The sequence below is a fragment of the Tsuneonella amylolytica genome, from assembly GCF_003626915.1.
GTDB lineage: Bacteria > Pseudomonadota > Alphaproteobacteria > Sphingomonadales > Sphingomonadaceae > Tsuneonella > Tsuneonella amylolytica.
Window position 1 is genome coordinate 1,724,044 of sequence record NZ_CP032570.1, and the last position, 25,334, is coordinate 1,749,377.

Genomic DNA, 25,334 nt, shown 5'->3' on the forward strand with positions numbered 1-25,334 from the left:
CCGCTGCAGGACTGAATTCCCCATGAACAACCCGTCTTCGTCCCCCCATTCGTCCAAGGGCCAACCCCAGCCGTCGAGCGTGCTCGACCGTGTCCTCGTGCTCGAACTGGTCCGCGTGACCGAAGCCGCCGCGATCGCGGCGAGCACCCTCATCGGGCGCGGCGACGAGAAGGCCGCCGACGCCGCAGCGGTCGAGGCGATGCGCAAGGCCTTCGATACCCTCGAGATCGACGGCACCGTCGTCATCGGCGAGGGCGAGCGTGACGAGGCCCCCATGCTCTACATCGGCGAAAAGGTCGGCGGCGCGCCGGGCCGCGGGCCGAAGATCGACATCGCGCTCGATCCGCTCGAAGGCACCACGATCACCGCCAAGGCCGGGCCCAACGCGCTGGCCGTTCTGGCCGCGGCGGAACATGGCTGCCTGCTCAACGCGCCCGATACCTACATGGACAAGCTCGCCATCGGGCCGGGCTACCCCGAGGGCGTGATCGACCTCGCCAAGTCGCCCACCGAGAACGTGCGGGCGGTCGCCGCGGCCAAGGGCGTGGAGCCGGCCGACATCATCGTCTGCGTGCTCGACCGGCCGCGCCATGCCGATCTCATCGCCGAACTGCGCGGGATCGGCTGCGGCGTGGTGCTGATCGGCGACGGCGACGTGGCGGGCGTGATCGCCACCACCGATCCCGACACCACGATCGACATGTACATGGGTTCGGGCGGCGCGCCCGAGGGCGTGCTGGCGGCGGCCGCGCTGCGCTGCGTCGGCGGCCAGTTCAACGGCCGGCTCGTCTTCCGCAACGACGACGAGAAGGCCCGCGCCCGCAAGTGGGGCATCCCCGACAGCGACTTCGGCCGCATCTACAAGCTGGAGGAACTGGCCAAGGGCGACTGCATCTTCGCCGCCACCGGCGTCACCAGCGGATCGCTGCTCGACGGCGTGAAGCGCCTGCGCGGGGGCAAGATGACCACCGAGAGCGTGGTGATGCGCGCGTCGTCGGGCACGGTGCGGTGGATCAAGGGCGAGCACCGGACGGGCTGATCCGGGCTGCCCTGTCACGCCGAAGGGGCGTATTTTTCGATACGGCGGGATCACTGCACGGCCCCCCCATCGTATCCCGCTTCGCCCATGGTGCGGGTCCGGCGTAGCAGGCGGAAAAGCGTGGGGTTGCAAGGCTTTCGCGCGATTCCCGTCATCGCACCCAGATGGATGACAGGCTTCAAGAGGTCCGTTTCCAGCCGCGCGAGCAGTGTCGCCATTGTCACCTTGCGATTGTCCTCCCGCGCGGCACCGGGGTGGCCGGAACCCGGCAGCGTGAGCACCCGGTCCCACGCGAAGGCGAAGCTTTCGGCCCCCGCCCGCGCCCGCAGGCGATAGGCGCTCGCCCGGCTCATCCCCACGGCTCTCGCCGCCGCGGAGACCGACCCGGTGACATAGAGCTGCGCCAGAAACGCACACTGCCGCACCTCGCTCCACCCGTCATTGCGCGCCCGGACCGGGACCGGGCGGAACCAGCCGGGGCGACGGCGAAGGCGATGGACGCGCGGCGTGCTCATCGACGAGCTTAGGCCACAGGTGGGAGGGTGTAGGAAAGTCCTTTGAGGACGGCGGCTTTGCGGCCGGGGCCCCGGTGACCCAAATTCCGCAATTGGGGTGGGAAGCGGACGTAACAAACCGTCACGCCCTTTCCATGCTGAGGAGACGAAGATACGGATTCCTAATGCGATGGTGGAAGAAAGTGGTCATAACATTCGGCTCATTTGCCGCGTGGTTATGTGGGCTAATCGCGTTTGGTGAGCGGGATTACGAGAGCCAATATTTTTGGGTTACCGGCTGCGCAATGGCTATTGGTTTCGCAATAGCCCCACTCTGGCGCTTTCGCAGCGAGGTCTGGTATTGGCCCACCGTCGTTTCGCTCGGCATCGCGCACTTGGCCGTGCTCTATAGCCAACCGGATTTCATTTCTAATCCCGACCTCCCTGCAAGAGGTATGGTCCAAGGGCTGTTCGTATTGGATTGCTTAGCCAGTTGGGCCGTTATGATCGCCGTCTGCTATTTTTTCATTCGGAAGTTCCCATGGCAGGTGCCCAGCGAGTAGGAAGCGGCTGGAGTTGAGGCTACGCCCATTTGCTCTTGTCCGGAACGCAGCGTTTCGTTTGATGTCCGCAACGGGGTCGTAACCGGACATCCCCTTTGTGGCGTCGCCTTCCACCCCCGCGGTGGCGGGTATGGCGACATGCCGTCAAGCCATGTTGCATCCCCCGCCCCTGCCGCTAAGCCGCCCCCATCGATTCCCCGCCCCAAGGACCTCCGCCGATGAAGATCATGTCCGGCAACGCCAACCTGCCGCTCGCCCGTGCGATCGCGGGGTATCTCGAGATGCCGCTGGTCGATGCCGGGGTGCGCCGCTTCGCCGACGAGGAGATCTTCGTCGAGATTCATGAGAACGTGCGCGGCGAGGACCTGTTCATCGTCCAGTCGACGAGCTTCCCGGCCAACGACAACCTGATGGAGCTCCTCATCTCCATCGACGCGTGCAAGCGTGCCAGCGCCAAGCGGATCACGGCGGTGATCCCCTACTTCGGCTACGCCCGGCAGGACCGGAAGCCCGGCCCGCGCACGCCGATCAGTGCGAAACTCGTCGCCAACCTCATTACCGAGGCGGGCGCCGACCGGGTGCTCGCGGTCGATCTCCACGCCGGCCAGATCCAGGGCTTCTTCGACATCCCGACCGACAACCTGTTTGCCGCGCCGACGATGGCGGCGGACATCCAGGCGCGCTACGGCAGCCGCGACCTGATGGTCGTCTCGCCCGACGTTGGCGGCGTGGTGCGCGCCCGCGCGCTCGCCAAGCGGCTCGACAACGTGCCGCTCGCGATCGTCGACAAGCGCCGCGACAAGCCGGGTTCGTCCGAGGTGATGAACATCATCGGCGAAGTGAGCGGGATGCATTGCATCCTCATCGACGACATCATCGATTCGGGCGGCACCCTGTGCAACGCGGCGCAGGCGCTGCTCGACGATGGCGCCGCATCGGTCACCGCCTACATTACCCACGGCGTGCTGTCGGGCGGCGCGGTAGCGCGGGTCGACGGTTCCGCGCTGGAAGAACTCGTCATCACCGATACGATTCGCGCGACCGACTCGGTGACCGACAGCAACCGCATCCGCACGCTCACCATCGCCCCGCTGATCGGCGAGGCCGTGCGCCGCATCGCCGACGAAAGCTCGGTCAGCTCGCTGTTCGACTGACTGGGGCGGGCAGGCATGAGCATGGACACCGACATCGCCCTCGCGCACCGGCTCGCCGATGCGGCGGGGGCGGCGATCCGCCCGTTCTGGCGCGGGGAGATCGGGCTGGAGGCGAAGGACGATGCCTCGCCCGTCACGCTGGCAGACCGCGCGGCGGAAGACGCGATGCGCCGCATCCTCGCCGCCGAGGCGCCGCGCGACGGGATCGTGGGCGAGGAGTTCGGAAACGAGCGCGAGGGCGCGAGCCGGACTTGGGTGCTCGACCCCATCGACGGGACGGTCAGCTTCGCCGCGGGCCGCCCGATCTTCGGCACGCTCATCGCCCTCCTGCGCGACGGGTTTCCGGTGCTCGGCGTGATCGACCAGCCGATCGGCGGCGAACGCTGGGTCGGCGCGGCGGGGCGGCCCACCACCTTCAACGGCGCCGAGGTGCGCACCCGCCCCTGCCGCGACCTCGCCCAGGCGGTGCTCGCCAGCACCGGGCCGCAATATTTCGACGACCATTCGGCCGAGCACTTCATGGCGCTGGCGGCCAAGAGCGCGCACAAGCGGATGATCTGGGGCGGCGACTGCTACAATTACGGCCTTCTCGCGTCGGGCCAGATCGACCTTGTCTGCGAAAGCGGATTGAAGCTCTACGACTTCGCCGCGCTGGTCCCGGTGGTGGAGGGCGCGGGCGGGACGATGGCCGACTGGAACGGCGAACCGCTGCACGCCGCATCGGAAGGCCACGTCATCGCACTGGGCGATCCCGCCCGGCTGGACGACGTGATCGAGGCGCTCGCCTGCGGGCACTGACGCGTTAGCTTTATCCTAAACCGCACGCGCTAGACAGGCGCGCATGGCTACCCATGCTATCGAACCGCCGCGGACGAACGGCCTGCGCCTGCCATGGGCGCGACTGCTCGCATGGGTGCCGCTCGCGGTGACGCTGGCCGTCGCTGCCCTCGAACTGTTGCTCGCCGATCGCAAGTTCGGCCTGTTCACCGGCGGTTTCGGGACGAGCCGCGCAGCCGATACTTTCGGCGAGCGGGTGCAGTTCGTCGCGGGGTATGCCGCTGCGATGGCAATCGTCGGGCTCGCCGGCTGGTCCCTCGCCCTCCGCCTGACCCGGGGGCGTGCCGGGTGGGCCCCCGCATTCGTCTTCGCGCTGCTGAACGGTGCGCTGTTCGCCGGCGTCCTTGCCGCGAAGTACCAGCTGGCGGCGTATTTCAGCGACGCGATGGGCTTTGCGCTGATGAAGCAGCTCGGCGGGGGAAGTCTCGTCGATGCGCTGCTTTACTCCTCGAGCGAGATCGGCCTCGGCCTGACGGCACTCGCGGCACTCGGGATCGCGGCGTGGATCGCGGCGAAATTCGTCGCGCGCATCGTTCCGGCGGACCTGCCGCGCCCGACCGGGCCGAGCCGGCGTATCCGGGTCGCGATCGTCGCCGCATTCCTTGCGCTCGCCATCGCGATTCCGCGCGGAGGGGGCGACGCGGCCTATGCCCTGCAGCGGACGCTGGCGTGGGGCACGCTGACCGGCGCGCTCGACCTCGCGACCGATTTCGACCGCGACGGATACGGGCTGTTCGGCATCCAGCACGACGGCGCGCCCTTCGACGCCGCGCGCCATCCACTGGCGCTCGACGTGCCGGGCAACGGGATCGACGAAGACGGCTACGGCGGGGACCTCGCGCTGGTTCCGCTGGCCGCCCCGCTCGGCCCGCAACTGTTCACCGGGCGGCGGCCCAACGTCGTGGTCGTGGTGTTCGAATCGACACGCGGGGACGTGCTCGGCAAGCGTTTGAACGGACAGCCTGTTGCGCCCCATCTCGAGGCGCTGGCTGCCGCGGGCGCCGCCGCGCCGGCCTACAGCCACGTCGGTTTCACGACGGAGAGCCTCAAGTCGCTGTTTTCCGGCGCGCTCGCCCCGCACGAGGGCGACCCCTCTCTTCTGCGCGATCTCAAGGCCAGCGGCTATCGCATCGGGGTGTTCTCGGGCCAGCCGGAGGACTTCGGCGGCATTTCGAAAACCGTCGGGATGCGGGACAGCGCCGATGTCTACGTCGATGCCGAGACGCTGCGCGACAAGCGCGCCTTCGACTTCGCCGCGCAAGGCAGCCTGCTCGTCGACGAGAGCCACCTGCTCGGTGCGTTCGACCGGACGCTGGGCCGCGAGGACTGGGCCGCGAAGCCGCATTTCGCCTACTTCAATTTCCAGTCGCCGCATTTCCCCTACGACCATCCCGGCGTCGATCGCCGGCTGACGGACGACCCGCTGCCGCGCGGCGACATTACCGCTGCCAATGCCGCCCGCGTTCGCGACACATACTGGAACGCGGTGGCGAATGCCGACCGCTGGCTGGGCGAACTCGTCGCCCGGCTGAAAGCCATGGACGTCTGGAACGACACGATCCTGATCGTCACCGGCGACCACGGGGAGGAGCTGTTCGAGGGCGGCTTCCTCGGCCACGGTCACGTAATCGATGCGGAGCAATTCCGCACCCTGCTCGCCGTGAACCGGCCCGGCATGCTGCCACCGGGCCCCATCGGGCTCGCCGATTACCGCGCGATCCTGGCGGCAGCTATCAGGGGCGGCAAGCCACCTGCGGTGACGGTGCCGCCCTTCATGCACGTCGGCGCGCTCGCCTCTCCGACGGCGATCGGGCTCGCCGAACCGGGCGGGCGGCTCACCAGTTTGCGCCTCGATACCGGCGAGGCCTGCTTCCGCGAACAGGGCCGCTGCGCGACTTACGCCTCGCTCGGCAAAGCGGACAAGGCGCGCGTCGATTCCGTGGTCGCACGCTGGGGGTCCGAACGTTGGCGCGACCATCTGCGCGGGAAAACCGCCGGGCACTAGGGCGCTGCCCCGGCGTTGGGGCGGCATGGACAAGGCCATCGCAATCACCGGCGGCGGGGCGGGCATCGGCCGCGCGACCGCGCTCCACTTCCATGGTCTCGGCTGGCGGGTCGCCGTGCTCGACACCGATGCCGACGCGCTGGCCGAATTGGCGGACCTGCTGCCGAAGGACCGCTGCCTGACCGTGCGCTGCGACGTGGGCAAGGAAACGCAGGTGAAGCGCGCGTTCGAGCGGATGGGCAAGTGGCTAGGTGACGACCCGCTCTCGGTCCTCGTCAACAACGCCGGGATAGCGGACCCGTATTGCGGACCGCTTGAAGACCTCGCGCTTGCCGACTGGCAGCGGTGGATCGACGCGAGCCTGACTGCTGCGTTCCTGTGCAGCCGCGCGGCGCTGCCGCTGCTGCGGCGGGCCGAAGCCGCGAGCGTGGTTAACGTGTCGAGCACCCGTGCGCTGATGAGCGAGCCCGAGACCTTCGCCTATGCCGCCGCGAAGGGCGGGCTCGATGCGCTGACCCACGCGATGGCCGTGACCCTCGGCCCGGCGGTGCGCGTCAACGCCGTGCTGCCCGGCTGGATCGAGACCGGCCCATGGCAGAAGGAAGCCGCGCGCACCGATCCCGACCATTCGAAGACGGCGCGCGAGCAGCATCCGGCGGGCCGGGTGGGCCGTCCCGAGGATATCGCCAAGGCGATCGAATGGCTGGCCGGGGCGGGTTTCGTGACCGGGCAGCGGATCGTGGTGGACGGAGGAATGACCGTGAAGATGATCTACGACGCATGAGGCGGCCCTTGTTCTTCTACGGCGTGCTGATCGCCGATATCGCCCCGCCGCGCGTGCAGCGCCTGCTCGCCGGTATCGGCCCCGGCCGCCCCGCGACCGCGCGCGGCACGCTGTATGCGGTCGACGATCCGGAAGGCGCGCACCCGGCGATGACCGAGGGCGAGGGCACGGTGCGCGGCATGCTGCACGAGGCTGGCTCGGTCGACCTTGCCGGGCTCGACGCATTCGAGGGCGCCGACTACCGGCGCTCGCCGATCGTCGCGGAGTGCGAGGGCGAGGCGGTCGCGGCCGAAGCGTATGTATGGGTTTCGGACACGGACGGGCTGGAGCCGATCCCCGACGGCGACTTCGCGCGCTGGCTGGCCGGCAGCGGCCTTGCCCCCATCGGGCACTGAACGGGTTGCCTTTGGTGCCCGCATCGCCTAGTGGCGCCGCCTTCACCGACACGTGATTCAGAGTCGGCCTGGCTATCTAGGGCTGCCAGGGCTGGTTCATGCGTGTCCCCGAAAGGAGACGAAATGCCCAAGATGAAGACCAAGAGCGGCGTCAAGAAGCGCTTCAAGCTCACCGCCACGGGCAAGGTCAAGCACGGTGTCGCCGGTAAGCGCCACCGCCTGATCAGCCACAACGCCAAGTACATCCGCCAGAACCGCGGGACCACCGTGATCGCCGACGCCGATGCGCGCACGATCAAGAAGTGGGCGCCCTACGGGCTCGATTGAGGGAGTACTGACAGATGGCACGCGTCAAAAGGGGTGTAACCACCCGCGCCAAGCACAAGCGGATTCTCGACCAGGCCAAGGGCTATCGCGGTCGCCGCAAGAACACCATCCGCGTCGCGCGGCAGGCGGTCGAGAAGGCCGGCCAGTACGCCTATCGCGACCGCAAGGTGAAGAAGCGCAGCTTCCGCGCCCTGTGGATCCAGCGCATCAACGCGGCGGTCCGCGCCGAGGGCCTGACCTATTCGCAGTTCATGCACGGCGCGAAGCTCGCCGGTATCGAACTCGATCGCAAGGTCATGGCCGACATCGCGATGAACGAAGGCGCCGCCTTCGGTGCGATCATAGCGCAGGCGAAGGCCGCCCTGCCGAACTGATCCGGTAGCGGTCGCACGACTGTTGCACGACATTCAGGGCGCCGTGGGCATTCGCTCGCGGCGCCCTTGACGTAAGCGCGGACCGTGCATAGCGTCCAAAACATACAAGAACGGGTCCTTCGGGTCGCAATGGGGTCGCACCCTATCCGACTGGACCACACGCAATGGCCGACCTTCCGAGGATCGGCGTGCATTTCTTCCGTCTGTCGGAAGCATTGCAGCCGTATTTCACCGCGCTGTACCTGACGGTCGTCGAGGCCGGGGACGAACTCGTCACCGACTGGCTGCACCCGGAATGGGCGACCATGCGCTTTACCGAAGGTCCGCCGCCGGTCGCCAGCATCGGGCCCGGCGAAATGGTGCCGCAGTGGCCGTTCGTCGCGGGCGGGCCGACCAGCATGGCGACTCATTTCAGTGTAGGGACGAGCCGCGTCTGGGGGCTCGGCCTGCAACCGGCTGGCTGGGCGAAGTTCATCGATACGCCCGCCGACGCACTTGCCAACATCACGGTCGACGGCAGCACCCATCCCGCGTTCGCGCCGTTCGCGGGCATCCTGCCGATCGTCCTGGAGGCGGGCGCGTCGGACGCCGAAAAGGCCGCGATGATCGACGCGCACTTGCTGCGGCAGGCCGACCGGCCCGCGGTGCGCGAAGCCGAGATCGCGGCCTGCCAGGAACTGCTCCGCGATCCCGCGATCGGCGAGGTGTCGGTCCTGCAGGACCGCCTCGGTATGTCGGCCAAGTCGCTGGAGCGGTTCTGTTGCCGCTATTTCGGGTTCACGCCCAAGCTGCTGCTCCGCCGCCAGCGCTTCAACCGGAGCCTGGCGCAGTACTTGCTCGATCCGGCACTCAAGTGGATCGACGCGCTCGACGCGCAATACCACGATCAGGCGCAGTTTGTGCGGGAGTTCCGCGCCTTCATGGGCATGACCCCGAGCGAGTACGCCGCACTTCCGCACCCGATTCTCGATCCCATCATCCGCCAGCGCATGGCCGATGCCGGCGCGCTTGCAGACAAGGACGGCGCTTCTGACTTGCCGACCATCGCACGATACCGGCGGGCCTGAGCGCAAGACGGATCGGTCATGCGAAGCGAGCTCGAGGACGGAAAGAGCCCGGGCGTCTCGGTCCGCTATTTCCTGCCGCACCCGTCACTGCGACCGGCGGGCAGCGCGATGCAGGTTCTCCAGCGCCCGGCGGGCATTGCGAAGCCTTCGCCCCGCCACTAGGGCACCGGCGATGGATACGACCGACGAAACCCGGCTCAGCGAGACCCTGGCGGCGATCGATGCCGCGGGGGATACCGACACTCTCGAAACGCAGCGCGTCGCCGCGCTGGGGAAGGCGGGCTGGGTCAGCGCGCTGTTGAAGACCCTCGGCAGGATGAGCCCCGAAGAGCGACAGGTCGCCGGCCCGCGTATTCAGGCCATGCGTGCGGCCATCGCCGATGCGATCGAGGCCAAGAAGACCGCGCTGGAAGATGCCGCGATGGAGGCGCAGCTCGCCGCCGAAAGGCTCGACCTCACGCTGCCCGCTCGCGCTCGCCCCAAGGGCTCGATCCACCCGGTCAGTCAGGTGATGGACGAACTGGCCGAGATCTTCGCCGACATGGGCTTCTCGGTCGCGAGCGGGCCCGAGATCGAGGACGACTGGCACAACTTCACCGCGCTCAACATGCCCGAAAGCCATCCGGCGCGGGCGATGCACGACACGTTCTACTTTCCCGATCAGGGGCCGGTCGTCGCCGGTTCGCCCACGCGCATGTTGCTGCGCACTCACACCTCGCCGGTGCAGATACGCAGCATGGTCGAACGCGGCGCGCCCTTGCGGATCATCGCGCCGGGCCGGGTCTATCGCTCCGACAGCGACGCCACGCACACCCCGATGTTCCACCAGATCGAAGGCCTCGTGATCGACGAGGGCATTCACCTCGGCCACCTCAAGTGGACGCTGGAAACCTTCCTCAAGGCGTTCTTCGAGCGCGAGGACATCGTCCTGCGCCTGCGCCCGAGCTACTTCCCGTTCACCGAACCCAGCGTCGAGGTCGACGTGGGCTGGCAGGATGTGAGCGGCCGCCGCGTGCTGGGCGGCGACGGCGACGCGCCGGGGCACGGCTGGATGGAGCTGCTCGGGTCGGGCATGGTCAACCGGCGCGTGCTCGAGTTCGCCGGGCTCGATGCGGACCGCTGGTCGGGCTTCGCATTCGGCGTGGGCGTCGACCGGCTGGCGATGCTGAAATACGGCATGGACGACCTGCGCGCCTTCTTCGACGGCGATGTCCGCTGGCTCGAGCACTACGGGTTCGATCCGCTCGACGTGCCGACCCTTTCCGCCGGTACGGGAGCCCCGGCATGAAGTTCTCGCTCGAATGGCTGAAGGCGTTTCTCGACACCGAGGCAAGCGCCGCCGAGATCGCCGCCGCGCTCAATCGCATCGGGCACGAGGTCGAAGGGCTGGAAGATCCGGCCGACACGCTCGCGGGCTTTCGCGTGGCCAAAGTGCTCACCGCCGCGCCGCATCCCGATGCCGACAAGCTGCAGGTCCTGACCGTCGATACCGGTGAAGGGGACCCGCTGCAGGTCGTCTGCGGAGCGACTAACGCGCGCGCCGGCATGAAGGGCGTGCTGGGGCTGCCCGGCGCGGTCGTTCCGGCGAACGGCATGGAACTGCGCAAGAGCGCGATCCGCGGCGTCGAATCGAACGGCATGATGTGCTCGGTCCGCGAGCTGGAACTGGGCGACGAGCACGACGGCATCATCGAACTGCCCGCCGACGCCCCGGTGGGCGAGGCATTCGCCGCCTACCACGGCGCGTCGCCGGTGTTCGACGTCGCGATCACGCCCAACCGGCCCGACTGCATGGGGGTTGAGGGGATCGCCCGCGACCTCGCGGCGGCGGGGATGGGTACCTTCAAGCCGTGGCGCGCCGCGCACACGGACGGAAGCTACCCCTGCCCGGTCGAGATCCGCACCGACGATCCCGAAGGCTGCCCGGCGTTCTACGGCCGGGTCATCCGCGGTGTCGCCAACGGGGCGAGCCCCGACTGGATGCAGGCGCGGCTGCTATCGGCAGGCCAGCGGCCGATCAGCGCGCTCGTCGACATCACCAACTACCTCTCGCTAGGCTTCGGCCGCCCGGCGCACGTCTACGACCTTGCGAAGTTGACGGGCCCCGTGGTCGCCCGCCGCGCGCGGGACGGCGAGACGGTCGAGGCGCTGAACGAGAAGACCTACGCGCTGACCCCGGCCATGACGGTAATTGCGGACGAGGCCGGCGTCCACGACATCGGCGGCATCATGGGCGGCGAACATTCCTCGGTCACGCCGGAAACGACCGACGTGCTGCTCGAGATCGCCTACTTCGATCCCGAGCGCATCGGCGCGACCGGCCGCGCGCTCGGCATCGCGAGCGATGCGCGCACGCGGTTCGAGCGCGGGGTCGATCCGGCGTTCCTCGACGCGGGGCTGGACCTCTTAACCGACCTCGTCGTCCGCACCTGCGGCGGGACCCCAAGCGAGGTGGTTCGTGCAGGATCGCCGCCCAGCGAGCCCAGGACGGTTGCCTACGACCCCGCGCTCGCCGCGCGGCTGGGCGGGGTCGACATCGCCGCCGGCGACCAGCGCATGACGCTGGAAGCGCTCGATTTCGCCGTGTCTTCGGACTGGCAGGTCACCGTGCCGCTGCGCCGGCACGACGTGGAAGGGGCCGCCGACCTCGTCGAGGAAGTGGTGCGCATCCACGGGCTCGATCATGTGCCGAGCACGCCGCTGCCCCGCGCCGACGGGGTGGCGAAGCCGACCGCCACGCCCGAACAGCAGCGCGAGCGCAAGGTCCGCCGGGCCGCCGCTTCCGCCGGGCTGCACGAGGCGATCACCTGGTCGTTCGTGTCGGAGGCCGAGGCTGCTGCAGTCGGCGGCGGGGACTGGACGCTCGACAATCCCATCAGCGAAGACCTCAAGGTCATGCGCCCCTCGCTCCTGCCCGGCCTGCTGTCGGCGGTGCGCCGGAACTTCGACCGCGGAGCGGATAGCCTGCGACTGTTCGAGATCGGCCGCCGGTATCTCGCCGGGGGCGAGCATCCGACGCTCGTCGCGGTTCTTGCCGGCACGCGCGACGCACGCGCGTGGGACGGCGGCAAGGCGCGCGGGTTCGATGCCTACGATGCCAAGGCGCTGGCGTTCGAACTGCTCGAGGCCGCCGGTGCGCCGGTCGGCAATCTGCAGGTGATGGGAGAGGCGGGCGACGCCTACCACCCTGGCCAGTCGGCGACGCTCCGGCTCGGGCCGAAGAACGTGCTGGCCAGTTTCGGCATGCTCCATCCGCGGACGCTGAAGGCGTTCGACATCGACGGTCCGGTGGCGGCGGTGGGCATCCATCTGGATGCCATTCCGACGAGGAAGAACGCCGGGTTCGCGCGGCCCGCCTATGCGCCGCCTGCGCTCCAGTCGGTGACCCGCGACTTCGCCTTCCTGGTCGACGCTGCGCTGCCCGCGGGCGATCTCGTTCGGGCGGTACGCGGCGCGGACAAGGGCGCCATCGTCGCGGCGCAAGTGTTCGACGACTTCCGCGGACAGGGCGTGCCCGAGGGGCGCAAGTCGCTGGCAATCGAGGTTACCCTCCAGCCCGGCGACAAGAGTTTCACCGATGCCGAGATCAAGGCGATCTCCGACAAGGTGGTCGCCGCCGCCGCGAAGCTGGGGGCCGAGCTGCGCGGGTGAGTGGGCCGATCGCGATCACGTCGGGCGAGCTGACCGCGACCGTTTCTCCGCTCGGCGCCGAACTGCTGTCGCTGACCGACGCCGCGGGGCGGGAATACATGACCGACGCCGATCCGCGCTGGTGGACCGGACATGCCCCCATCCTGTTCCCGATCGTGGGCGCGCTGGAGGGCGAGACCTACCGGCTGGGGACCCGCGAATACGCGCTGGAAAAGCACGGTTTCGCGCGCAAGAGCCAGTTCGTGTGCGAGCGGCACGAGCGTTCCGGCTGCGCACGGTTCGCGCTGGAGGACAGCGCCGCGACGCACGCGGTCTTCCCGTTCGCATTTCGCCTCGAGCTTAATTTCGAGATCGAGGACCGGACGCTCTCGATCACCGCCACGGTGACCAACCGCAGCGACGCGTCGATGCCGTTCTCGTTCGGTTTCCACCCCGCGTTCGCCTGGCCGCTGCCCGGCGGCATGGCGAAGGACCAACACCGCGTCGTGTTCGCGAAGCCCGAGCCCGGACCCGTGCGCCGGATCGGTAAAGGCGATCCCGTCCTGTTGCCCGACGCCCTTACGACGCCGGTCGACGGCGACACGCTCGTTCCACGGGCTCGACTGTTCGAGGCTGACGCGCTGATCTGGACCGAGCTCGATTCGCGCAGCCTGCGTTTCGGGGCGGACGGCGGCGCGTGGCTCGAGCTGGAGTTTCCCGATTGCCCCCATCTCGGCATCTGGCAGAAACCGGGGGCGCCGTTCCTCGCGCTCGAGCCGTGGCACGGTTACAACGACCCGGCCGGCTTCGACGGCGACTTCCGCGACAAGCCGGGCAACATGACGCTCGCCCCCCGAACGTCCGCGCGCTTCCTGCTTTCGATCACTGTCACCCCGCCACCGGAGAATACCCCATGAAGACCGCATTCGTATCCGGCGCGACCGCCGGGATCGGCGAGGCCACCGTCCGCACGCTCGTCGCCTCGGGCTGGCGCTGCGTCGCGACCGGGCGGCGGGCCGAGCGGCTCGATGCGCTCGTCGCGGACCTGGGTGCGGACAAGGTGCATCCCGCGGTCTTCGACGTGCGCGATGCCGAGGCCATGAACGCCGCGATCGCCGCGCTGCCGGAAGCGTTCGCGGGCATCGACCTGCTCGTGAACAACGCCGGCCTCGCGCAGGGGCTGTCACCCGCGCAGGAGGCGAATCTCGCCAACTGGCAGACGATGATCGACACCAACGTCACCGCGATGGTGACGCTGACGCGGCTGCTGCTGCCGACGCTGATCGCGCGCAAGGGCGCGATCGTGACGATCGGCTCTGTCGCCGGGAATTACGTCTACCCCGGCGGCAACGTCTATGCCGGATCGAAGGCGTTCGCCAACCACTTCACACTTGCGCTCCGCGCCGACCTCCACGGCACCGGCGTGCGGGTGACGAGCATCGAGCCGGGCATGGTGGAGACCGAATTCACCTTGGTGCGCACGGGAAGCCAGCAGGCCTCCGACGACCTCTATCGGGGCGTGAACCCGATGACGGCCGACGACATCGCGATGATGGTGAAATGGGTCGCCGAACTGCCGCCCCACCTCAATATCAACCGGCTGGAGCCGATGCCCGTCAACCAGGACTTCGCCGGCTTCCGCGTGGCGCGCGACTGAACTGGACCGGCACGCGGCGCACGGGTAAGCGCGCGGCCCATGAGTTCCACCGTTTCCAGCAACCGCCGCACCTTCGCGATCATCTCGCACCCCGACGCGGGCAAGACCACGCTGACCGAGAAGCTGCTGCTGCAGGGCGGCGCGATCCACCTCGCGGGCGAGGTCAAGGCGCGTGGGCAGGCGCGGCGCGCGCGCAGCGACTGGATGAAGATCGAACAGCAGCGCGGCATTTCGGTCACGTCCTCGGTGATGACGTTCGAGAAGGACGGCACCGTCTTCAACCTGCTAGACACCCCGGGCCACGAAGACTTCTCGGAGGACACCTACCGCACGCTGACCGCGGTCGACAGCGCAATCATGGTGATCGACGCAGCCAAGGGCATCGAGCCGCAGACCCGCAAACTGTTCGAGGTGTGCCGCCTGCGCAGCGTGCCGATCATCACGTTCGTCAACAAGGTCGACCGCGAGGGGCGGCCGCTGTTCGAGATTCTTGACGAGGTGGCCGACGCGCTGGCGCTCGACGTCTCGCCGCAATCCGCGCCGCTGGGCATGGGCGGGCTGTTCACCGGCGTGCTCGACTTCGCCGACGATACGGTGGCCAAGCCCGAGGGCGACAGCCGCGAATACCTCGGGCGCCGCGAACCGCTGGGCGAGCTGCCGGACGACCTCGCCGAAGAGATCGAGCTCGTGCGCGAAGGCTATCCCGCGTTCGATCTGGAGGCGTTCCGCCACGGCGACCTTACCCCGGTATTCTTCGGCAGCGCATTGAAGAACTTCGGCGTCGAGGAGCTGATCGCGGCGATCGACCGCTGGGCCCCGCCGCCGCGTCCGCAGCCCGCGGGCGAGGAACAGATTGATCCGTCGCGCGACGAGGTGACCGGCTTCATCTTCAAGGTCCAGGCCAACATGGACCCCAACCACCGCGACCGGATCGCCTTCATGCGGCAGGTCTCGGGCACCTTCAAACGCGGCATGAAGCTGACGCCATCGGGGCTCGGCAAGCCGATCGCGGTGCACAGCCCCATCCTGTTTTTCGCGCAGGACCGCGAGATCGCCGACACGGCGGAGGCCGGCGACATCATCGGCATCCCCAACCACGGCACCCTGCGGGTGGGCGACACGCTGAGCGAGAAGAACACCGTCCGCTTCACCGGCCTGCCCAACTTCGCGCCGGAAATTCTGCGCCGCGTGGTGCTGCGCGATCCGACCAAGACCAAGCAATTGAGGAAGGCGCTCGACGACCTGTCCGAAGAAGGCGTCATCCAGGTGTTCTACCCCGAGATCGGCGGCCAGTGGATCGTGGGCGTGGTCGGCCAGCTGCAGCTCGACGTGCTCGTCAGCCGGCTGTCGGCCGAATACAAGGTCGAGGCCGCGCTGGAGCCCAGCCCCTTCGCCACCGCGCGCTGGGTCAAGGGCGGCGACGCTGCGATGAAGCAGTTCACCGACTTCAACCGCGCGAACCTCGCCAAGGATCGCGACGGCGACCCGGTGTTCATGGCCAAGAGCCCGTGGGACGTGAACTACCAGGCGGAGAAGAACCCCGACCTCACATTCTCGGCGACGAAGGAACGCTAGGGGCGCCCGGCAGCTGGCGCGGGGAAGCGCAGTTCCGCCAACAGGCCGCCCTCCGGCTGGTTGGCGAGCACCAGCCGCCCGCCGTGCGCCTCCGCGATTGCGCGCGCGAGGGTCAGGCCGAGACCCGCCCCGCCGGTCTCGCGATTGCGGCTCGCCTCGCCGCGCACGAACGGTTCGGTGATCGTCTCGAGGCGGTCGGCGGGAATGCCGGGCCCGCCGTCGGTCACGGTGATGACCGCATCGCCGCCGTCCTTCGACACCGCCACGTGTGCCCCGCCGCCGTACCGCACGGCGTTCGACACGAGGTTGCGCAGCGCCCGCTTCGCCCACGTCACGTGGACCGGGGCGACCACGCGGGGCCCGTGGGCCAGCTCCACCGGCTGGCCCATGTCCTCGAATTCCTCGACAACCGATGCGGCGAGCGCGCCAAGTTCGGTGCGCTCGGGAGGATCGCTCGCGCGGCCGACCCGGGCGAGGCTGAGGATGTCGTCGAGCGTGCGGACGATGTCCTCGATCCCGGCGGCCATCTTGCTGCGCTCGGCCTCGTCCTCCACACTTTCGATCCGGACGCGCAGCGCAGCGAGCGGGGTCTTGAGGTCGTGGCCGATGGCGCCCAGCATCACGTCCTTTTCATCCAGCATGGCGGCGATGCGCGCCTCCATGGCGTTGTGCGCGGCGATGAGGCGGCGGATGTCGTCGGGCCCCTCGGGCTCGACCTGATCGGCCGGATCGCGGGTGCGGGCGAAGGCCTCGACCCGCCCGGTCAGCGCGGCGAGGGGGCGCGCGATACGGCGCAGGATGATCCAGATCGCCAGCATGATGATGCCGAACAGCACGATCGTCTGCAGGATCAGTCCGCGCACCATGCCGGGCTCGCGCGGCGGCGCGACGGTGCGCGCGGTCGCCCAGGTGCCGTCGTCGAGGCGGCGGCTGGCGACGTACATGCGTCCCTTGCGGCCCTCCGCCCAGCGGCCCGTCAGCCGCCCTTCGCGCAGCCGGGCGATGAGGCGCGGATCGCGTGCGGCGGGATGGCTTACGACGCGCACCGCGCCCGCCGTCCGGTCGAGCCCGAACAGGTCGGCAAGTTCGCGCGCCAGTTCGGGTTCGGTCGTGTCGATCGCCATGCGCGGGCTGTCGGCAGCGAATTCGAGCCGCATCCGCCGCGCCCCTTCGCGAAGGGGGACGCCGCGCGCCGCGCGCCGCTCGCGCATCCGTTCGGAGCGGTCGCGCGCGCCTTCGGCATCCTGCAGCTGGAGGGCGAGCACGCCGACCACGGCGTGGGTGCGCCGCTCCTCCGACGCGCGGAACAGCAGCGCGGCCGAGATCGCCTGCGCCGCCAGCAGCGCGACCGCGACGGTCAGCAGGACCTGCCCGACGAGGCTGCGCGGCCAGATCCTCATCCCGCGCCGCCCGCCGCGACCCGCCGCACGTCCGCGGCGAAGCGGTAACCGCCGCCGCGCACGGTCTGGATGAAGTGGGGGTTGCGGCTGTCTTCCTCGATCTTGCGGCGGAGGCGGCTGACCTGGTTGTCGACCGCGCGGTCGAACAGGTGCGCTTCGCGCCCCTGCACGAGATCGAGCAGGCGGTCGCGGTCGATCACCTGCCGGGGCCGTTCGAGGAAGGCGACCAGCAGGCGGAACTCGGCGGTCGAGATCGGCACGGTCGTGCCCTCGGGATCGGTCAGCCGGCGTTTCAGCGGATCGAGCAACCAGCCTTCGAATTCGTACGAGGCGTCGTCCTCGGGCGCGGGCGGCGCCTTGCTCGCGCGGCGCAGGACGCTGCGGATGCGGGCGACGAGTTCGCGCGGCTCGAACGGCTTCACCACGTAATCGTCGGCACCGATCTCCAGCCCGACGATGCGGTCGGTCGGCTCGCCCTTCGCGGTCAGCAGGATGGTCGGGATCGCCTTCGATTCCACCAGGTGCCGGCAGAGCGATAGCCCGTCCTCGCCCGGCATCATGATGTCGAGCAGGACGAGGTCGGGCGCGCCTTCCACCAGCGCGCTGCGGGCGGCGGCGGCGCTCTCGGCCTCGCGCACGACGAACCCCTGGCGCGCGAGATAGGCGGCCAGGGGTTCGCGTAGGGTCGCCTCGTCGTCGACGAGAAGGAGGCGGACGGGCGCAGGTTCGGTCATGGTCGCCGTCATCCGTGGCCCCGGTGGGGCACGCCGGTCAAGCGCGCCCCGTGCCGGTTCCTTACTGGGCCTGCCGTTCGGCCTTGCGGGCTTCCCATTTGGCCTTCATCGCGGCGCGAGCGGCCTGCCGTTCGGCCTGGGTGACCACGCCGTTGCGGTCGGTGTCGGCCGTTTCGAAGCGCTTCAGCGCGGCGGCGGTGAATTCGGCGCGGGTGATCGTGCCGTTGCCGTCGGTGTCGCCGCGCATACCGCGCTTCGCGCCCATCTTCTGGCCGCCCATCTTGTGGCCGGCGTGCATGCCGTCGCCGCGCTTGGCCATCCGGGCGCCTTCGGGCCGGTCGGGCCGGGCGGGGCGGCTGGCCTTGAACGCGGCGCGTTCTTCGGCGCTGACGGTGCCGTCCTTGTTGGTGTCGAGCCGGGCGATCATCTGCGCGCGGCGCGCCTCGCGGTCGGCCTGGTTGAGCACGCCGTCGCTGTTGACGTCCATTTTCGCGAAGCGCTGGGCGGCCATCGCCTCGGCCTGGGCGCGGGTCATGTCGCCCTGGGGGGCCGTGCCGGGGGCGGCGAAGGCGGTGGCGGCGGTGGCGAGCGCCGCGGCGGCGAGCGAAAGCTTGATGGTACGCATGATTGGGTCTCTCCGATCCGGTGAAAAAGTAGAGCTGCGACGGGCCGAGTGGGAGGGGGGAGGGAGGCCCACCGGCATCGCGCCGCAGCTCATGTTGGCCGTTCTAGGCCCGGATTGTCGCACGGATATGCCGGCCGCCGGCCATTTTGTCGCGAAGTGTATCGCGTGGCCGGCGGCGTTCACCGGATCGACAGCGGAGAGAGCCGCCGCCTCACTCGTCGAGGAAGGCGCCGTTGTTGCGCTCGGCCCGCTCGGCCTGGCGGGCGCGTTCGCTGTCCGGCTCCATCTCGGCGCGGCCCGGCTGCTGGGCCTGCTCCGCCTGTCCGGGTGCCTCGCTTTCGAGCGCGGGCTGCCCGCCCTCGCCGCGATCGCCGTAGCCGGCCGGGGTGTGCTCGGCATCGGCGGGGTTCTGCTTGCTGGCGGTTTCCTGGTCCACCGGCGTGCCGTCCTTCGCCCAGCCGGCGTTCTCCTGGCCCGACGATCCCGCCGCCGAGCCGCCGCCGGGCGACTGCCGGCCCTCGACATCCTTCGGCTTGGGTTCCCCTGACTGGGGTTCGCCTGACTGCGATTGGCCCGACTGGGATTGGGACTGGGTGCCGCCGGACTGGTTCTGCGACTGGGACTGCGATTGCGACTGGTTCTGGCCGTTCTGGTTCATGGGTGTGCCTTTCGATTGGTCTGCCCCTTCAAGCGAGCGGCACCCGCGGTCGTTCCGAAAGGGCGGGGGAGGGTTGCCCCGAACTCGGGGGATGTCACACCTGTCACACGGTCCAGGGGGTAAAGTGTCGCCTTGGCCCGGGAAGCGTCGCCTTGTGCGATACGGAGTGTCGCCTTGCGGGATGGCGACGTCGCCTTGGCAGGGGAAGGGAGGCCGGAGGGGCGGCGGAGGGGGAGGGCGCGGCGCATGACCACCCGCATAGCGCGGACAGGGGGCTGTAGGAAAATGCGCAGCGGCCGCAGCGCCGCGGCCCGCTCAGCGCGATAGCATCCATCCGATCAGCGCGCCGAGGCTGAGCATCTGGATCACCGCGATGCGGAACAACCGGCCCGAGAACGGCTGCTTGCGCGTCTTGTGCCGGAACACCCGCCGCCCGGCATAGGCCTCGGCGTGCCGCCCAAGAGCGCCAGCCGCAACGACGTCGCCTCCGCCACCCGCCGCCCGCCCGCCCGCGCCGACCGCTTGTCGATCCCGAACGCGGCGAACGCGGCGATATTGACCGCAAGGAGCCAGAGTGCGGCGAGGGCGGGCGGATCGAGCGGCATGGGACGGCGGGTGAGGGGAGTGTAGCTAGGCGCGCGATTTCCCAGGCGGTTGGGCAGCAGCTCGCTTCAACTCTTCGCTGTTTCTCATTTCGATGGCCGGCTCAAAGAGAGATGTTGTAAATTACTCGACCAACCTAAGGTTTCCAATCTGCTTGCCGCTGCCTGTTGCCCCTCCCTCTAACGGCAACATCGTGACAAGACCAAACACTAGATTATCTATCTCATTCGGTGGGATAGACAAGTCCCTAGCCAAATCCGCCTTGCCCAAACCCATGCTGCGCATTTCAGTAAAAACCTGATTCCAGAGCTGAGAGGTTTCTCTTGCGATCCCCTCGGGTTCCCGAGTGCGGTAACCTACCTTTTGTATTTCTATGCAAAGGCCTCGATATTCCCAGTCAGTTGTCAATCCGAGCTTGTGAACGCGATAGTTGAGAGCTGCTACTGATACTTTCCACCGTTTCTTAGCTCGAACCAACGAACTCAACCCATAGACGATTGGCAGTGTGGCGCGAACATCCGCAGCCGGCATAAGAAATGACGACGCAAAGCGATTTGCCTCGTGTTCGGCTTCCCGACCACGTGGTGCTCCGTGGCGGTGAAGAACCAAATGACCAAGCTCGTGAGCAGCATCGAAGCGCTGATGTTCTGAACTCTTAAACGAATTTAGGAACACGTAGGGCTTGTCACGACGCCACGTAGAAAAAGCATCAACTGATTTTACAGCCTCAGCGAGCGAGCACACGCGCACGCCTTTGGACTCAAGGAGCGCGACCATATTTGAAATCGGACGCTCGCCGATCAGCCAGCGTTCGCGGAGTACGCGGGCAGCACCTTCCGGAGTTTCATGTTTTAGATCTTCGAGGTCAGGCTCAGGGAGATTGAACCTCTCCTCAATCCAATCGAATGCTAGAAAACCTAATGACCCCGACGCAAGAGCTCCGTCACGCTCAGCCGCGGTCATAGAGGACATGGATCGAAAACTGGCTGATCTTTGATCTGCTACATCGATCTCAGCACCCATAAAAAATGATGCAGGAAATCGAAGGAGCGCCGAAATCTCGTCCAACTCCGTTGGACCTGGCTCGCGTTCGTCGGCTTCCCAGCGCATCACGGTTCGTGGATGCAGACCGAGTTGTTCGGCGAATCCCTTTTTGCTTAGCCCCGCGCGCTGCCGGGCTAAGGTAAGTCGTTGGCCACTGAACATAGCTACTTACGGCTGATCTGAACTCGGAATTCGGGGCCATCGTCGAGATCAATGGGCGAACGAACGCGAAGGTCATTGTCGCCGCTGACCAAGATGATGCGTTCCTTCCAACCGCCGATGATTCCCCCCTCACACTTTGTCGGAAGTGAGAGCTCAGCCCGCACAGTTTCTCCGACGGCGTAGATACAGAGGTACCATGTCGTTACTCCAGGTGACTTGGCTTCGTCTGGCTCAAGAAACGGAAGTCGCAGTTGGTTCGATTCAATCGCCATCTTACTGAACTCGCCACGACGCGAGCGGTTCGTCGGAAAGGAGATCGGATTGCCCGCACCATCGTCGGTATTCACCACCGCGACCTTGATGCCGGCTGCCTCGTCGAAAATTGTGGCAAAATTCGCAGTATCGTCTGCCGCCCAACCGGACGGTCGAAATTCTTGGCGGAGTCTGACGACGGCGTCATGCCAAGCCAGCCAACCCCTTGCGATTGGTGGAGAATCCACTGTGCAACCTGCGACCGCAGCGGAAGCGGCGCGAACGGCAGAGATCAGCCCTTCACGATGAAGGCCTAACTCGCGAATTCGATCATCGACCGCAGAACGGGTTATGTAAACAGCAGCAGCCACGAATCACCTTTCGGTCACTTTTTTCTTCCTCATTTGTGATCCAAAAAAGTGACCGCGTCAACTACTCCGCCGCCACAGTTCCGCTCGCGCCGAACATGTCCGGCTCGCCGCTCGCGTCCTCGACGTCGTTCGCGCCTTCGCCCTTCTTGGCTTTCTGGCGGCTGTCGAAGCTCGACCACACGTCGTTCCAGTTGCCCTTCGTCGCGGCCTTCGAATACTCGGTGGCGCGGGTTTCGAAGAAGTTGGCGTGCTCCACGCCGTTCAGCAGCGGGGCGAGCCAGGGGAGGGGGTGATCCTCCACCATGTAGATCGCCGGCAGGCCGAGCTGCGACAGGCGCCAGTCGGCGATGTAGCGGATGTAGCGCTTGATCTCCTTGGCGCTCATGCCCGGCACCGGGCCGGCCTCGAACGCGAGGTCGATGAAGGCATCTTCCAGCCGCACGGTCTTCTGGCAGGCGTCGATGATGTCTTCCTTCACCGCCTTGGTCAGGCAGCCGCGTTCGGCGCAAAAAGCGTGGAACAGGCGGGTGATGCCTTCGCAGTGGAGGCTCTCGTCACGCACCGACCAGCTGACGATCTGGCCCATGCCCTTCATCTTGTTGAAGCGCGGGAAGTTCATCAGCATTGCGAAGCTGGCGAACAGCTGCAGCCCTTCGGTGAAGCCGCCGAACATCGCCAGCGTGCGGGCGATATCCTCGTCGGTGTCGACGCCGAATTCCTGCAGGTAGTCGTGCTTGGCCTTCATCTCCTCGTACTCGAGGAACATGCCGTACTCGCTTTCCGGCATGCCGATGGTGTCGAGCAGGTGCGAATAGGCGGCGATGTGGACCGTTTCCATGTTGCTGAACGCGGTCAGCATCATCTTGATCTCGGTCGGCTTGAACACGCGGCCGTACTTCTCGTGGTAGCAATCCTGCACCTCGACGTCGGCCTGCGTGAAGAAGCGGAATATCTGCGTGAGCAGGTTGCGCTCGTGGTCGGAAAGCTTCTGCGCCCAGTCGCGGCAGTCCTCGCCCAGCGGCACTTCTTCCGGCAGCCAGTGGACCTGTTGCTGGCGCTTCCAGAACTCGTAGGCCCACGGATACTCGAACGGCTTGTAGGTCTTGCGGGCTTCGAGGAGCGACATCTGGTATCTCCGGTTCGGACTGGCCCCACCATATAGCGCATTGGGGGCGACAAGGGAATCGATTGGGCGTGCGAATCGCACACGGGGCGCGGTGCTGCGAAAGGGGAGGCTATGCGTTCGCGGGGCCGGTGCGAACCCGCCCGCAACGTCCCGGTTGGGGATAAACGCCGGCGCGCGTGAACAGGCCGTTAGCCATGTGCGGAACCGGGCAGGATTTGCCGCATTGTGCGGTCAACGGCCAGGCATGGATCGAGCCCTACCTGGTTGCATGAGGGAAAGCACGGACCTGTCCGTTTTTCCCCTTTTCGCGGACCAGGTCCGCAAACCCTCGCGGCCTCCTGTTTCGTTACTTCGGTAGCGGCAGGGGGCCGCAACGGGTTGCGGTGCCCATTCGTTCGGCATCGGGAACGCGAGGTCGCGCCCGCCGGTTCTGCGCGTGAAGGAGATACCCGATGAGCAACCTCGAACCCGACGATTCGCGCGACGTGACCGGATCGCAGACCCCGGCCCCCGGCGAACCGCCCCGCACCGGCCCGCGCGAAGACGAAGCGCGCGAACGGGCGAAAAAGGATGGCGTGACGCCGGCAGAACCCCATCCCGACGGCACGCAAGTCCCGACCGAAGGCGACGCCACCGGCGATCGCTGGCACCGCAAGGCGACCGATGGCGGCACGGCCTGATCGCTCAACCCCGGGCGGATCGGCAACCTCGCCGGTCCCGCCCGAAGGGCGGGGGCCTAGCGCCAGAACCAGCGGCTCTTCGCGCCGCGGCGCGCCCGGTCGCGCCACATCCGCACGTACATCCAGATCCCGCTGAACGAGAAGAACAAGAGGGCGAGGCCCGACAGGAAGCTGATCGCCTCGCCCGCCGGGCCGAACTCCTCGCCCGAGTGGAGGTGATGGAAGAACCCGGTCAGCGACGCGAAACCTTCCTGCTCGCCGCGGGGCGGGCGGCATTGCCAGCCTTCGGGGCAGACGAACCCGGCGGGCGGCGCGGCGGCGGCTGCAGGCGGCTCCACCCGCGACCACGCGGCGAGATGACTGAGCAGGCCGGTCGCCGCGATGAAGAGGAGGAAGACGCCGAAGAAAACCGACAGCCAGCGGTGCCACTTGCGCATGAAAAGTCCCGTATAATTGCGAATCGTTCGCAACAGCCTCTGGCGCATCGGCGGGGCGGCCGCAAGTCGCGGGTTGTAACGCGCGTCCTCAGCGGCGCGCAGCGAGGCTTTCGGCAAGGCGGAAGGCCTCCGCCTCGGCCCGCGTGAAGGCGGTTTCCGCGCCCGGCCCATCGTCCGGGCCGAGGCCGGTGACGAAGTAGGCGACGCCGACCCCGCGGGCCCGGTCGATCCACAGGCCGGAGCGCAGGCCGTACGCCTCCCCCGCATGGCCCACCCACCGGCGCGCCGTGCCGGTGGCATCGTCGCGGCATCCGGCCTGGCGGCTCGCCAGCGTCTGCACGGCGAGGCCGTAGGTGCAGAAGAACCCGCCGTCGGTCGCGCCGTTGCCGCCGTCGAACCGCCATACGGGCGCCTCGATCGCCGCGATGCCGGCCGGCGACAGCAGGCGCACCCCGTCGACCGTGCCGCGGCCCAGCAACAGACGGCCGATCTTCGCCAGCCCGCGCGCGCTGATGCGCAGGCCCCCCTGCGGCGCGAACAGCGACCCGTTCTCGCCTGCGGTCCATCGGGCCAGATCGCAGCTGCCGTCGCCTGCGGCCTGCACCGGGCAGGCGGGCCGCGCGCCGCGCAGCAGGTCCTTGCGCTCGGCCCCCTCTGGCGTGGTGAGCGCCACCGCGCGCGCGACCGCCGCGTCGCTGCAGGTCGGCCAGTTGAAACAGCCGTCGATCGACAGCGGCGCGAGGACTTCGCGCTGCATCAGCCGGTCGAAGCGTTCGCCGGTCGCCTTCTCCATGACGGCGGCGACGACGGGGAAGTTGAGGTTGGCATAGGCGAACCGGTGCGCGGCGGGGCCATGACCGGGGTCCCAGCTCGCCGGGTCCGCCAGCACGCTACGCAGCGATCCGCCGAGCGGGATCGCGTACCGGTCGTCGTGATCGCGCAGCGATGCGGTGTGGCTCAGCAAACCGCGCAAGGTCACGACTTGCGCCGGGTAGGCCGGATTGACGACCGGATAACCGAGCCAGTCGCCGACCGGGCGGTCGAGGTCGAGGATGCCCCGCTCGGCGAGGCGCATGACCCCGATCGCCACGACGAGTTTGCTGACCGATGCGACCCGCACCGGATCGTCCAGCGTCAGCACGCGGTTCACGGCGGCATCGGCGAACCCCTCCGCCCGGCCGCCCCGTTCGCCCGCAGCGTCGAACGCGATCGCCGCGCGCGCCGTCCAGGCGGGCGGCGCCGGATCTTCGGTCGCGACCGGACGGGGCAATGCGCCGCACGTTGCGGCCAGTCCGGCGAGGATTACGACAAGCCAGCGCATCGTTTTGCCCCCTCGTGCAT

General features: G+C 68.1%; 26 protein-coding genes and 1 pseudogene. 16 read left to right on the top strand and 11 right to left on the bottom strand.

The features are described from left to right. The first annotated feature begins 22 nt into the window (after positions 1 to 22). Positions 23 to 1,039, top strand: coding sequence for a class II fructose-bisphosphatase (gene glpX, locus D4766_RS08465; RefSeq protein WP_120717064.1), 1,017 nt, complete (start codon positions 23 to 25; stop codon positions 1,037 to 1,039). Between the two features lie 50 nt (positions 1,040 to 1,089). On the opposite strand, the gene D4766_RS08470 is transcribed toward glpX, so the two are convergent. Next, positions 1,090 to 1,554, bottom strand: a complete 465-nt coding sequence (locus tag D4766_RS08470; protein WP_120717065.1) for a hypothetical protein — start codon at positions 1,552 to 1,554, stop codon at positions 1,090 to 1,092. Between the two features lie 760 nt (positions 1,555 to 2,314). Between D4766_RS08470 and D4766_RS08480 the strand changes: the two genes are divergently transcribed. The 14 genes from D4766_RS08480 to D4766_RS08540 all read left to right on the top strand — a co-directional run bounded on the left by D4766_RS08480 (position 2,315) and on the right by D4766_RS08540 (position 15,901). Further along, positions 2,315 to 3,250: a ribose-phosphate pyrophosphokinase gene (locus D4766_RS08480; protein ID WP_120717067.1), complete on the top strand. Its 936-nt coding sequence runs from the start codon at positions 2,315 to 2,317 to the stop codon at positions 3,248 to 3,250. Between the two features lie 15 nt (positions 3,251 to 3,265). Continuing rightward, positions 3,266 to 4,048: an inositol monophosphatase family protein gene (locus D4766_RS08485; RefSeq protein WP_120717068.1), complete on the top strand. Its 783-nt coding sequence runs from the start codon at positions 3,266 to 3,268 to the stop codon at positions 4,046 to 4,048. A 43-nt stretch (positions 4,049 to 4,091) separates the two neighbouring features. Then, positions 4,092 to 6,092, top strand: a complete 2,001-nt coding sequence (locus tag D4766_RS08490) for a sulfatase-like hydrolase/transferase (RefSeq protein ID WP_120717069.1) — start codon at positions 4,092 to 4,094, stop codon at positions 6,090 to 6,092. Positions 6,093 to 6,117: 25 nt separating this feature from the next. Beyond that, positions 6,118 to 6,876 (top strand): SDR family NAD(P)-dependent oxidoreductase, encoded by a 759-nt coding sequence (locus D4766_RS08495; RefSeq protein WP_120717070.1) that lies wholly within the window; start codon positions 6,118 to 6,120, stop codon positions 6,874 to 6,876. Then, the gene (locus D4766_RS08500; RefSeq protein WP_162935713.1) at positions 6,873 to 7,271 is read left to right on the top strand and encodes a gamma-glutamylcyclotransferase family protein; all 399 of its coding nucleotides are present in this window, start codon (positions 6,873 to 6,875) and stop codon (positions 7,269 to 7,271) included. The genes D4766_RS08495 and D4766_RS08500 overlap by 4 nt, the downstream gene beginning before the upstream one ends. A 123-nt stretch (positions 7,272 to 7,394) precedes the next feature. Further along, a complete protein-coding gene (gene rpmI, locus D4766_RS08505) occupies positions 7,395 to 7,598 on the top strand; it encodes a 50S ribosomal protein L35 (RefSeq protein ID WP_067676085.1) in 204 nt (67 codons plus the stop codon). 14 nt (positions 7,599 to 7,612) lie between these two features. Then, positions 7,613 to 7,972, top strand: a complete 360-nt coding sequence (rplT, locus tag D4766_RS08510) for a 50S ribosomal protein L20 (RefSeq protein ID WP_120717072.1) — start codon at positions 7,613 to 7,615, stop codon at positions 7,970 to 7,972. A 164-nt stretch (positions 7,973 to 8,136) separates the two neighbouring features. Then, positions 8,137 to 9,039: a helix-turn-helix domain-containing protein gene (locus D4766_RS08515; protein WP_120717073.1), complete on the top strand. Its 903-nt coding sequence runs from the start codon at positions 8,137 to 8,139 to the stop codon at positions 9,037 to 9,039. 18 nt (positions 9,040 to 9,057) lie between these two features. Then, a complete protein-coding gene (locus tag D4766_RS13830) occupies positions 9,058 to 9,201 on the top strand; it encodes a hypothetical protein (RefSeq protein WP_162935714.1) in 144 nt (47 codons plus the stop codon). 10 nt (positions 9,202 to 9,211) lie between these two features. Further along, positions 9,212 to 10,327, top strand: coding sequence for a phenylalanine--tRNA ligase subunit alpha (gene pheS, locus D4766_RS08520; protein ID WP_120717074.1), 1,116 nt, complete (start codon positions 9,212 to 9,214; stop codon positions 10,325 to 10,327). Beyond that, the gene (gene pheT, locus D4766_RS08525) at positions 10,324 to 12,690 is read left to right on the top strand and encodes a phenylalanine--tRNA ligase subunit beta (protein ID WP_120717075.1); all 2,367 of its coding nucleotides are present in this window, start codon (positions 10,324 to 10,326) and stop codon (positions 12,688 to 12,690) included. The genes pheS and pheT overlap by 4 nt, the downstream gene beginning before the upstream one ends. After that, entirely contained in the window at positions 12,687 to 13,586 is a 900-nt protein-coding gene (locus D4766_RS08530; RefSeq protein WP_120717076.1) for an aldose 1-epimerase family protein, read from the top strand. Before pheT ends, D4766_RS08530 begins: the two co-directional genes overlap by 4 nt. Then, on the top strand, positions 13,583 to 14,326 hold the full coding sequence (locus D4766_RS08535) for an SDR family NAD(P)-dependent oxidoreductase (RefSeq protein ID WP_120717077.1): 744 nt from the start codon (positions 13,583 to 13,585) through the stop codon (positions 14,324 to 14,326). The genes D4766_RS08530 and D4766_RS08535 overlap by 4 nt, the downstream gene beginning before the upstream one ends. 39 nt (positions 14,327 to 14,365) lie before the next feature. Further along, positions 14,366 to 15,901 carry a peptide chain release factor 3 gene (locus tag D4766_RS08540; protein ID WP_120717078.1) on the top strand — a complete coding sequence of 512 codons (1,536 nt, stop codon included), beginning with the start codon at positions 14,366 to 14,368 and terminating at the stop codon, positions 15,899 to 15,901. On the opposite strand, the gene D4766_RS08545 is transcribed toward D4766_RS08540, so the two are convergent. From D4766_RS08545 to D4766_RS08575, 8 genes and pseudogenes are all read right to left on the bottom strand, one after another. Beyond that, positions 15,898 to 17,301 carry a sensor histidine kinase gene (locus D4766_RS08545; RefSeq protein ID WP_120717079.1) on the bottom strand — a complete coding sequence of 468 codons (1,404 nt, stop codon included), beginning with the start codon at positions 17,299 to 17,301 and terminating at the stop codon, positions 15,898 to 15,900. The genes D4766_RS08540 and D4766_RS08545 overlap by 4 nt on opposite strands. Next, positions 17,298 to 18,035, bottom strand: coding sequence for a response regulator (locus D4766_RS08550; RefSeq protein ID WP_120718141.1), 738 nt, complete (start codon positions 18,033 to 18,035; stop codon positions 17,298 to 17,300). Before D4766_RS08550 ends, D4766_RS08545 begins: the two co-directional genes overlap by 4 nt. A 61-nt stretch (positions 18,036 to 18,096) precedes the next feature. Continuing rightward, positions 18,097 to 18,660 (bottom strand): EF-hand domain-containing protein, encoded by a 564-nt coding sequence (locus D4766_RS08555; RefSeq protein WP_120717080.1) that lies wholly within the window; start codon positions 18,658 to 18,660, stop codon positions 18,097 to 18,099. A 211-nt stretch (positions 18,661 to 18,871) separates the two neighbouring features. Beyond that, positions 18,872 to 19,318 carry a hypothetical protein gene (locus tag D4766_RS08560; RefSeq protein ID WP_120717081.1) on the bottom strand — a complete coding sequence of 149 codons (447 nt, stop codon included), beginning with the start codon at positions 19,316 to 19,318 and terminating at the stop codon, positions 18,872 to 18,874. A gap of 497 nt (positions 19,319 to 19,815) precedes the next feature. Continuing rightward, positions 19,816 to 19,923, bottom strand: a pseudogene (locus tag D4766_RS14215) (hypothetical protein); the annotation flags it as partial. 121 nt (positions 19,924 to 20,044) lie between these two features. Next, entirely contained in the window at positions 20,045 to 21,127 is a 1,083-nt protein-coding gene (locus tag D4766_RS08570; RefSeq protein WP_120717082.1) for a helix-turn-helix domain-containing protein, read from the bottom strand. A gap of 2 nt (positions 21,128 to 21,129) precedes the next feature. Further along, entirely contained in the window at positions 21,130 to 21,750 is a 621-nt protein-coding gene (locus D4766_RS13835) for a hypothetical protein (protein ID WP_162935715.1), read from the bottom strand. A gap of 61 nt (positions 21,751 to 21,811) precedes the next feature. Next, the gene (locus D4766_RS08575; protein ID WP_120717083.1) at positions 21,812 to 22,876 is read right to left on the bottom strand and encodes a ribonucleotide-diphosphate reductase subunit beta; all 1,065 of its coding nucleotides are present in this window, start codon (positions 22,874 to 22,876) and stop codon (positions 21,812 to 21,814) included. Positions 22,877 to 23,328: 452 nt separating this feature from the next. On the opposite strand from D4766_RS08575, the gene D4766_RS08580 reads away from it, so the two are divergent. Then, positions 23,329 to 23,556 carry a hypothetical protein gene (locus D4766_RS08580; protein WP_120717084.1) on the top strand — a complete coding sequence of 76 codons (228 nt, stop codon included), beginning with the start codon at positions 23,329 to 23,331 and terminating at the stop codon, positions 23,554 to 23,556. Positions 23,557 to 23,612: 56 nt separating this feature from the next. Here D4766_RS08580 and D4766_RS08585 read toward each other — a convergent pair whose 3' ends face one another. Both D4766_RS08585 and D4766_RS08590 read right to left on the bottom strand, forming a co-directional pair. After that, on the bottom strand, positions 23,613 to 24,164 hold the full coding sequence (locus D4766_RS08585) for a PepSY-associated TM helix domain-containing protein (RefSeq protein WP_325049070.1): 552 nt from the start codon (positions 24,162 to 24,164) through the stop codon (positions 23,613 to 23,615). Further along, on the bottom strand, positions 24,082 to 25,314 hold the full coding sequence (locus D4766_RS08590; protein ID WP_120717086.1) for a serine hydrolase domain-containing protein: 1,233 nt from the start codon (positions 25,312 to 25,314) through the stop codon (positions 24,082 to 24,084). Before D4766_RS08590 ends, D4766_RS08585 begins: the two co-directional genes overlap by 83 nt. Positions 25,315 to 25,334: the final 20 nt, after the last annotated feature.

Bases quoted from the DNA above. Each gene is read 5' to 3' on its own strand.
- glpX (WP_120717064.1), top strand. From the start codon at position 23: ATGAACAACCCGTCTTCGTCCCCCCATTCGTCCAAGGGCCAACCCCAG.
- D4766_RS08470 (WP_120717065.1), bottom strand. From the start codon at position 1,554: ATGAGCACGCCGCGCGTCCATCGCCTTCGCCGTCGCCCCGGCTGGTTC.
- D4766_RS08480 (WP_120717067.1), top strand. From the start codon at position 2,315: ATGAAGATCATGTCCGGCAACGCCAACCTGCCGCTCGCCCGTGCGATC.
- D4766_RS08485 (WP_120717068.1), top strand. From the start codon at position 3,266: ATGAGCATGGACACCGACATCGCCCTCGCGCACCGGCTCGCCGATGCG.
- D4766_RS08490 (WP_120717069.1), top strand. From the start codon at position 4,092: ATGGCTACCCATGCTATCGAACCGCCGCGGACGAACGGCCTGCGCCTG.
- D4766_RS08495 (WP_120717070.1), top strand. From the start codon at position 6,118: ATGGACAAGGCCATCGCAATCACCGGCGGCGGGGCGGGCATCGGCCGC.
- D4766_RS08500 (WP_162935713.1), top strand. From the start codon at position 6,873: ATGAGGCGGCCCTTGTTCTTCTACGGCGTGCTGATCGCCGATATCGCC.
- rpmI (WP_067676085.1), top strand. From the start codon at position 7,395: ATGCCCAAGATGAAGACCAAGAGCGGCGTCAAGAAGCGCTTCAAGCTC.
- rplT (WP_120717072.1), top strand. From the start codon at position 7,613: ATGGCACGCGTCAAAAGGGGTGTAACCACCCGCGCCAAGCACAAGCGG.
- D4766_RS08515 (WP_120717073.1), top strand. From the start codon at position 8,137: ATGGCCGACCTTCCGAGGATCGGCGTGCATTTCTTCCGTCTGTCGGAA.
- D4766_RS13830 (WP_162935714.1), top strand. From the start codon at position 9,058: ATGCGAAGCGAGCTCGAGGACGGAAAGAGCCCGGGCGTCTCGGTCCGC.
- pheS (WP_120717074.1), top strand. From the start codon at position 9,212: ATGGATACGACCGACGAAACCCGGCTCAGCGAGACCCTGGCGGCGATC.
- pheT (WP_120717075.1), top strand. From the start codon at position 10,324: ATGAAGTTCTCGCTCGAATGGCTGAAGGCGTTTCTCGACACCGAGGCA.
- D4766_RS08535 (WP_120717077.1), top strand. From the start codon at position 13,583: ATGAAGACCGCATTCGTATCCGGCGCGACCGCCGGGATCGGCGAGGCC.
- D4766_RS08540 (WP_120717078.1), top strand. From the start codon at position 14,366: ATGAGTTCCACCGTTTCCAGCAACCGCCGCACCTTCGCGATCATCTCG.
- D4766_RS08545 (WP_120717079.1), bottom strand. From the start codon at position 17,301: ATGAGGATCTGGCCGCGCAGCCTCGTCGGGCAGGTCCTGCTGACCGTC.
- D4766_RS08550 (WP_120718141.1), bottom strand. From the start codon at position 18,035: ATGACCGAACCTGCGCCCGTCCGCCTCCTTCTCGTCGACGACGAGGCG.
- D4766_RS08555 (WP_120717080.1), bottom strand. From the start codon at position 18,660: ATGCGTACCATCAAGCTTTCGCTCGCCGCCGCGGCGCTCGCCACCGCC.
- D4766_RS08560 (WP_120717081.1), bottom strand. From the start codon at position 19,318: ATGAACCAGAACGGCCAGAACCAGTCGCAATCGCAGTCCCAGTCGCAG.
- D4766_RS08570 (WP_120717082.1), bottom strand. From the start codon at position 21,127: ATGTTCAGTGGCCAACGACTTACCTTAGCCCGGCAGCGCGCGGGGCTA.
- D4766_RS08575 (WP_120717083.1), bottom strand. From the start codon at position 22,876: ATGTCGCTCCTCGAAGCCCGCAAGACCTACAAGCCGTTCGAGTATCCG.
- D4766_RS08580 (WP_120717084.1), top strand. From the start codon at position 23,329: ATGAGCAACCTCGAACCCGACGATTCGCGCGACGTGACCGGATCGCAG.
- D4766_RS08585 (WP_325049070.1), bottom strand. From the start codon at position 24,164: ATGGGCCGGGCGCGGAAACCGCCTTCACGCGGGCCGAGGCGGAGGCCT.
- D4766_RS08590 (WP_120717086.1), bottom strand. From the start codon at position 25,314: ATGCGCTGGCTTGTCGTAATCCTCGCCGGACTGGCCGCAACGTGCGGC.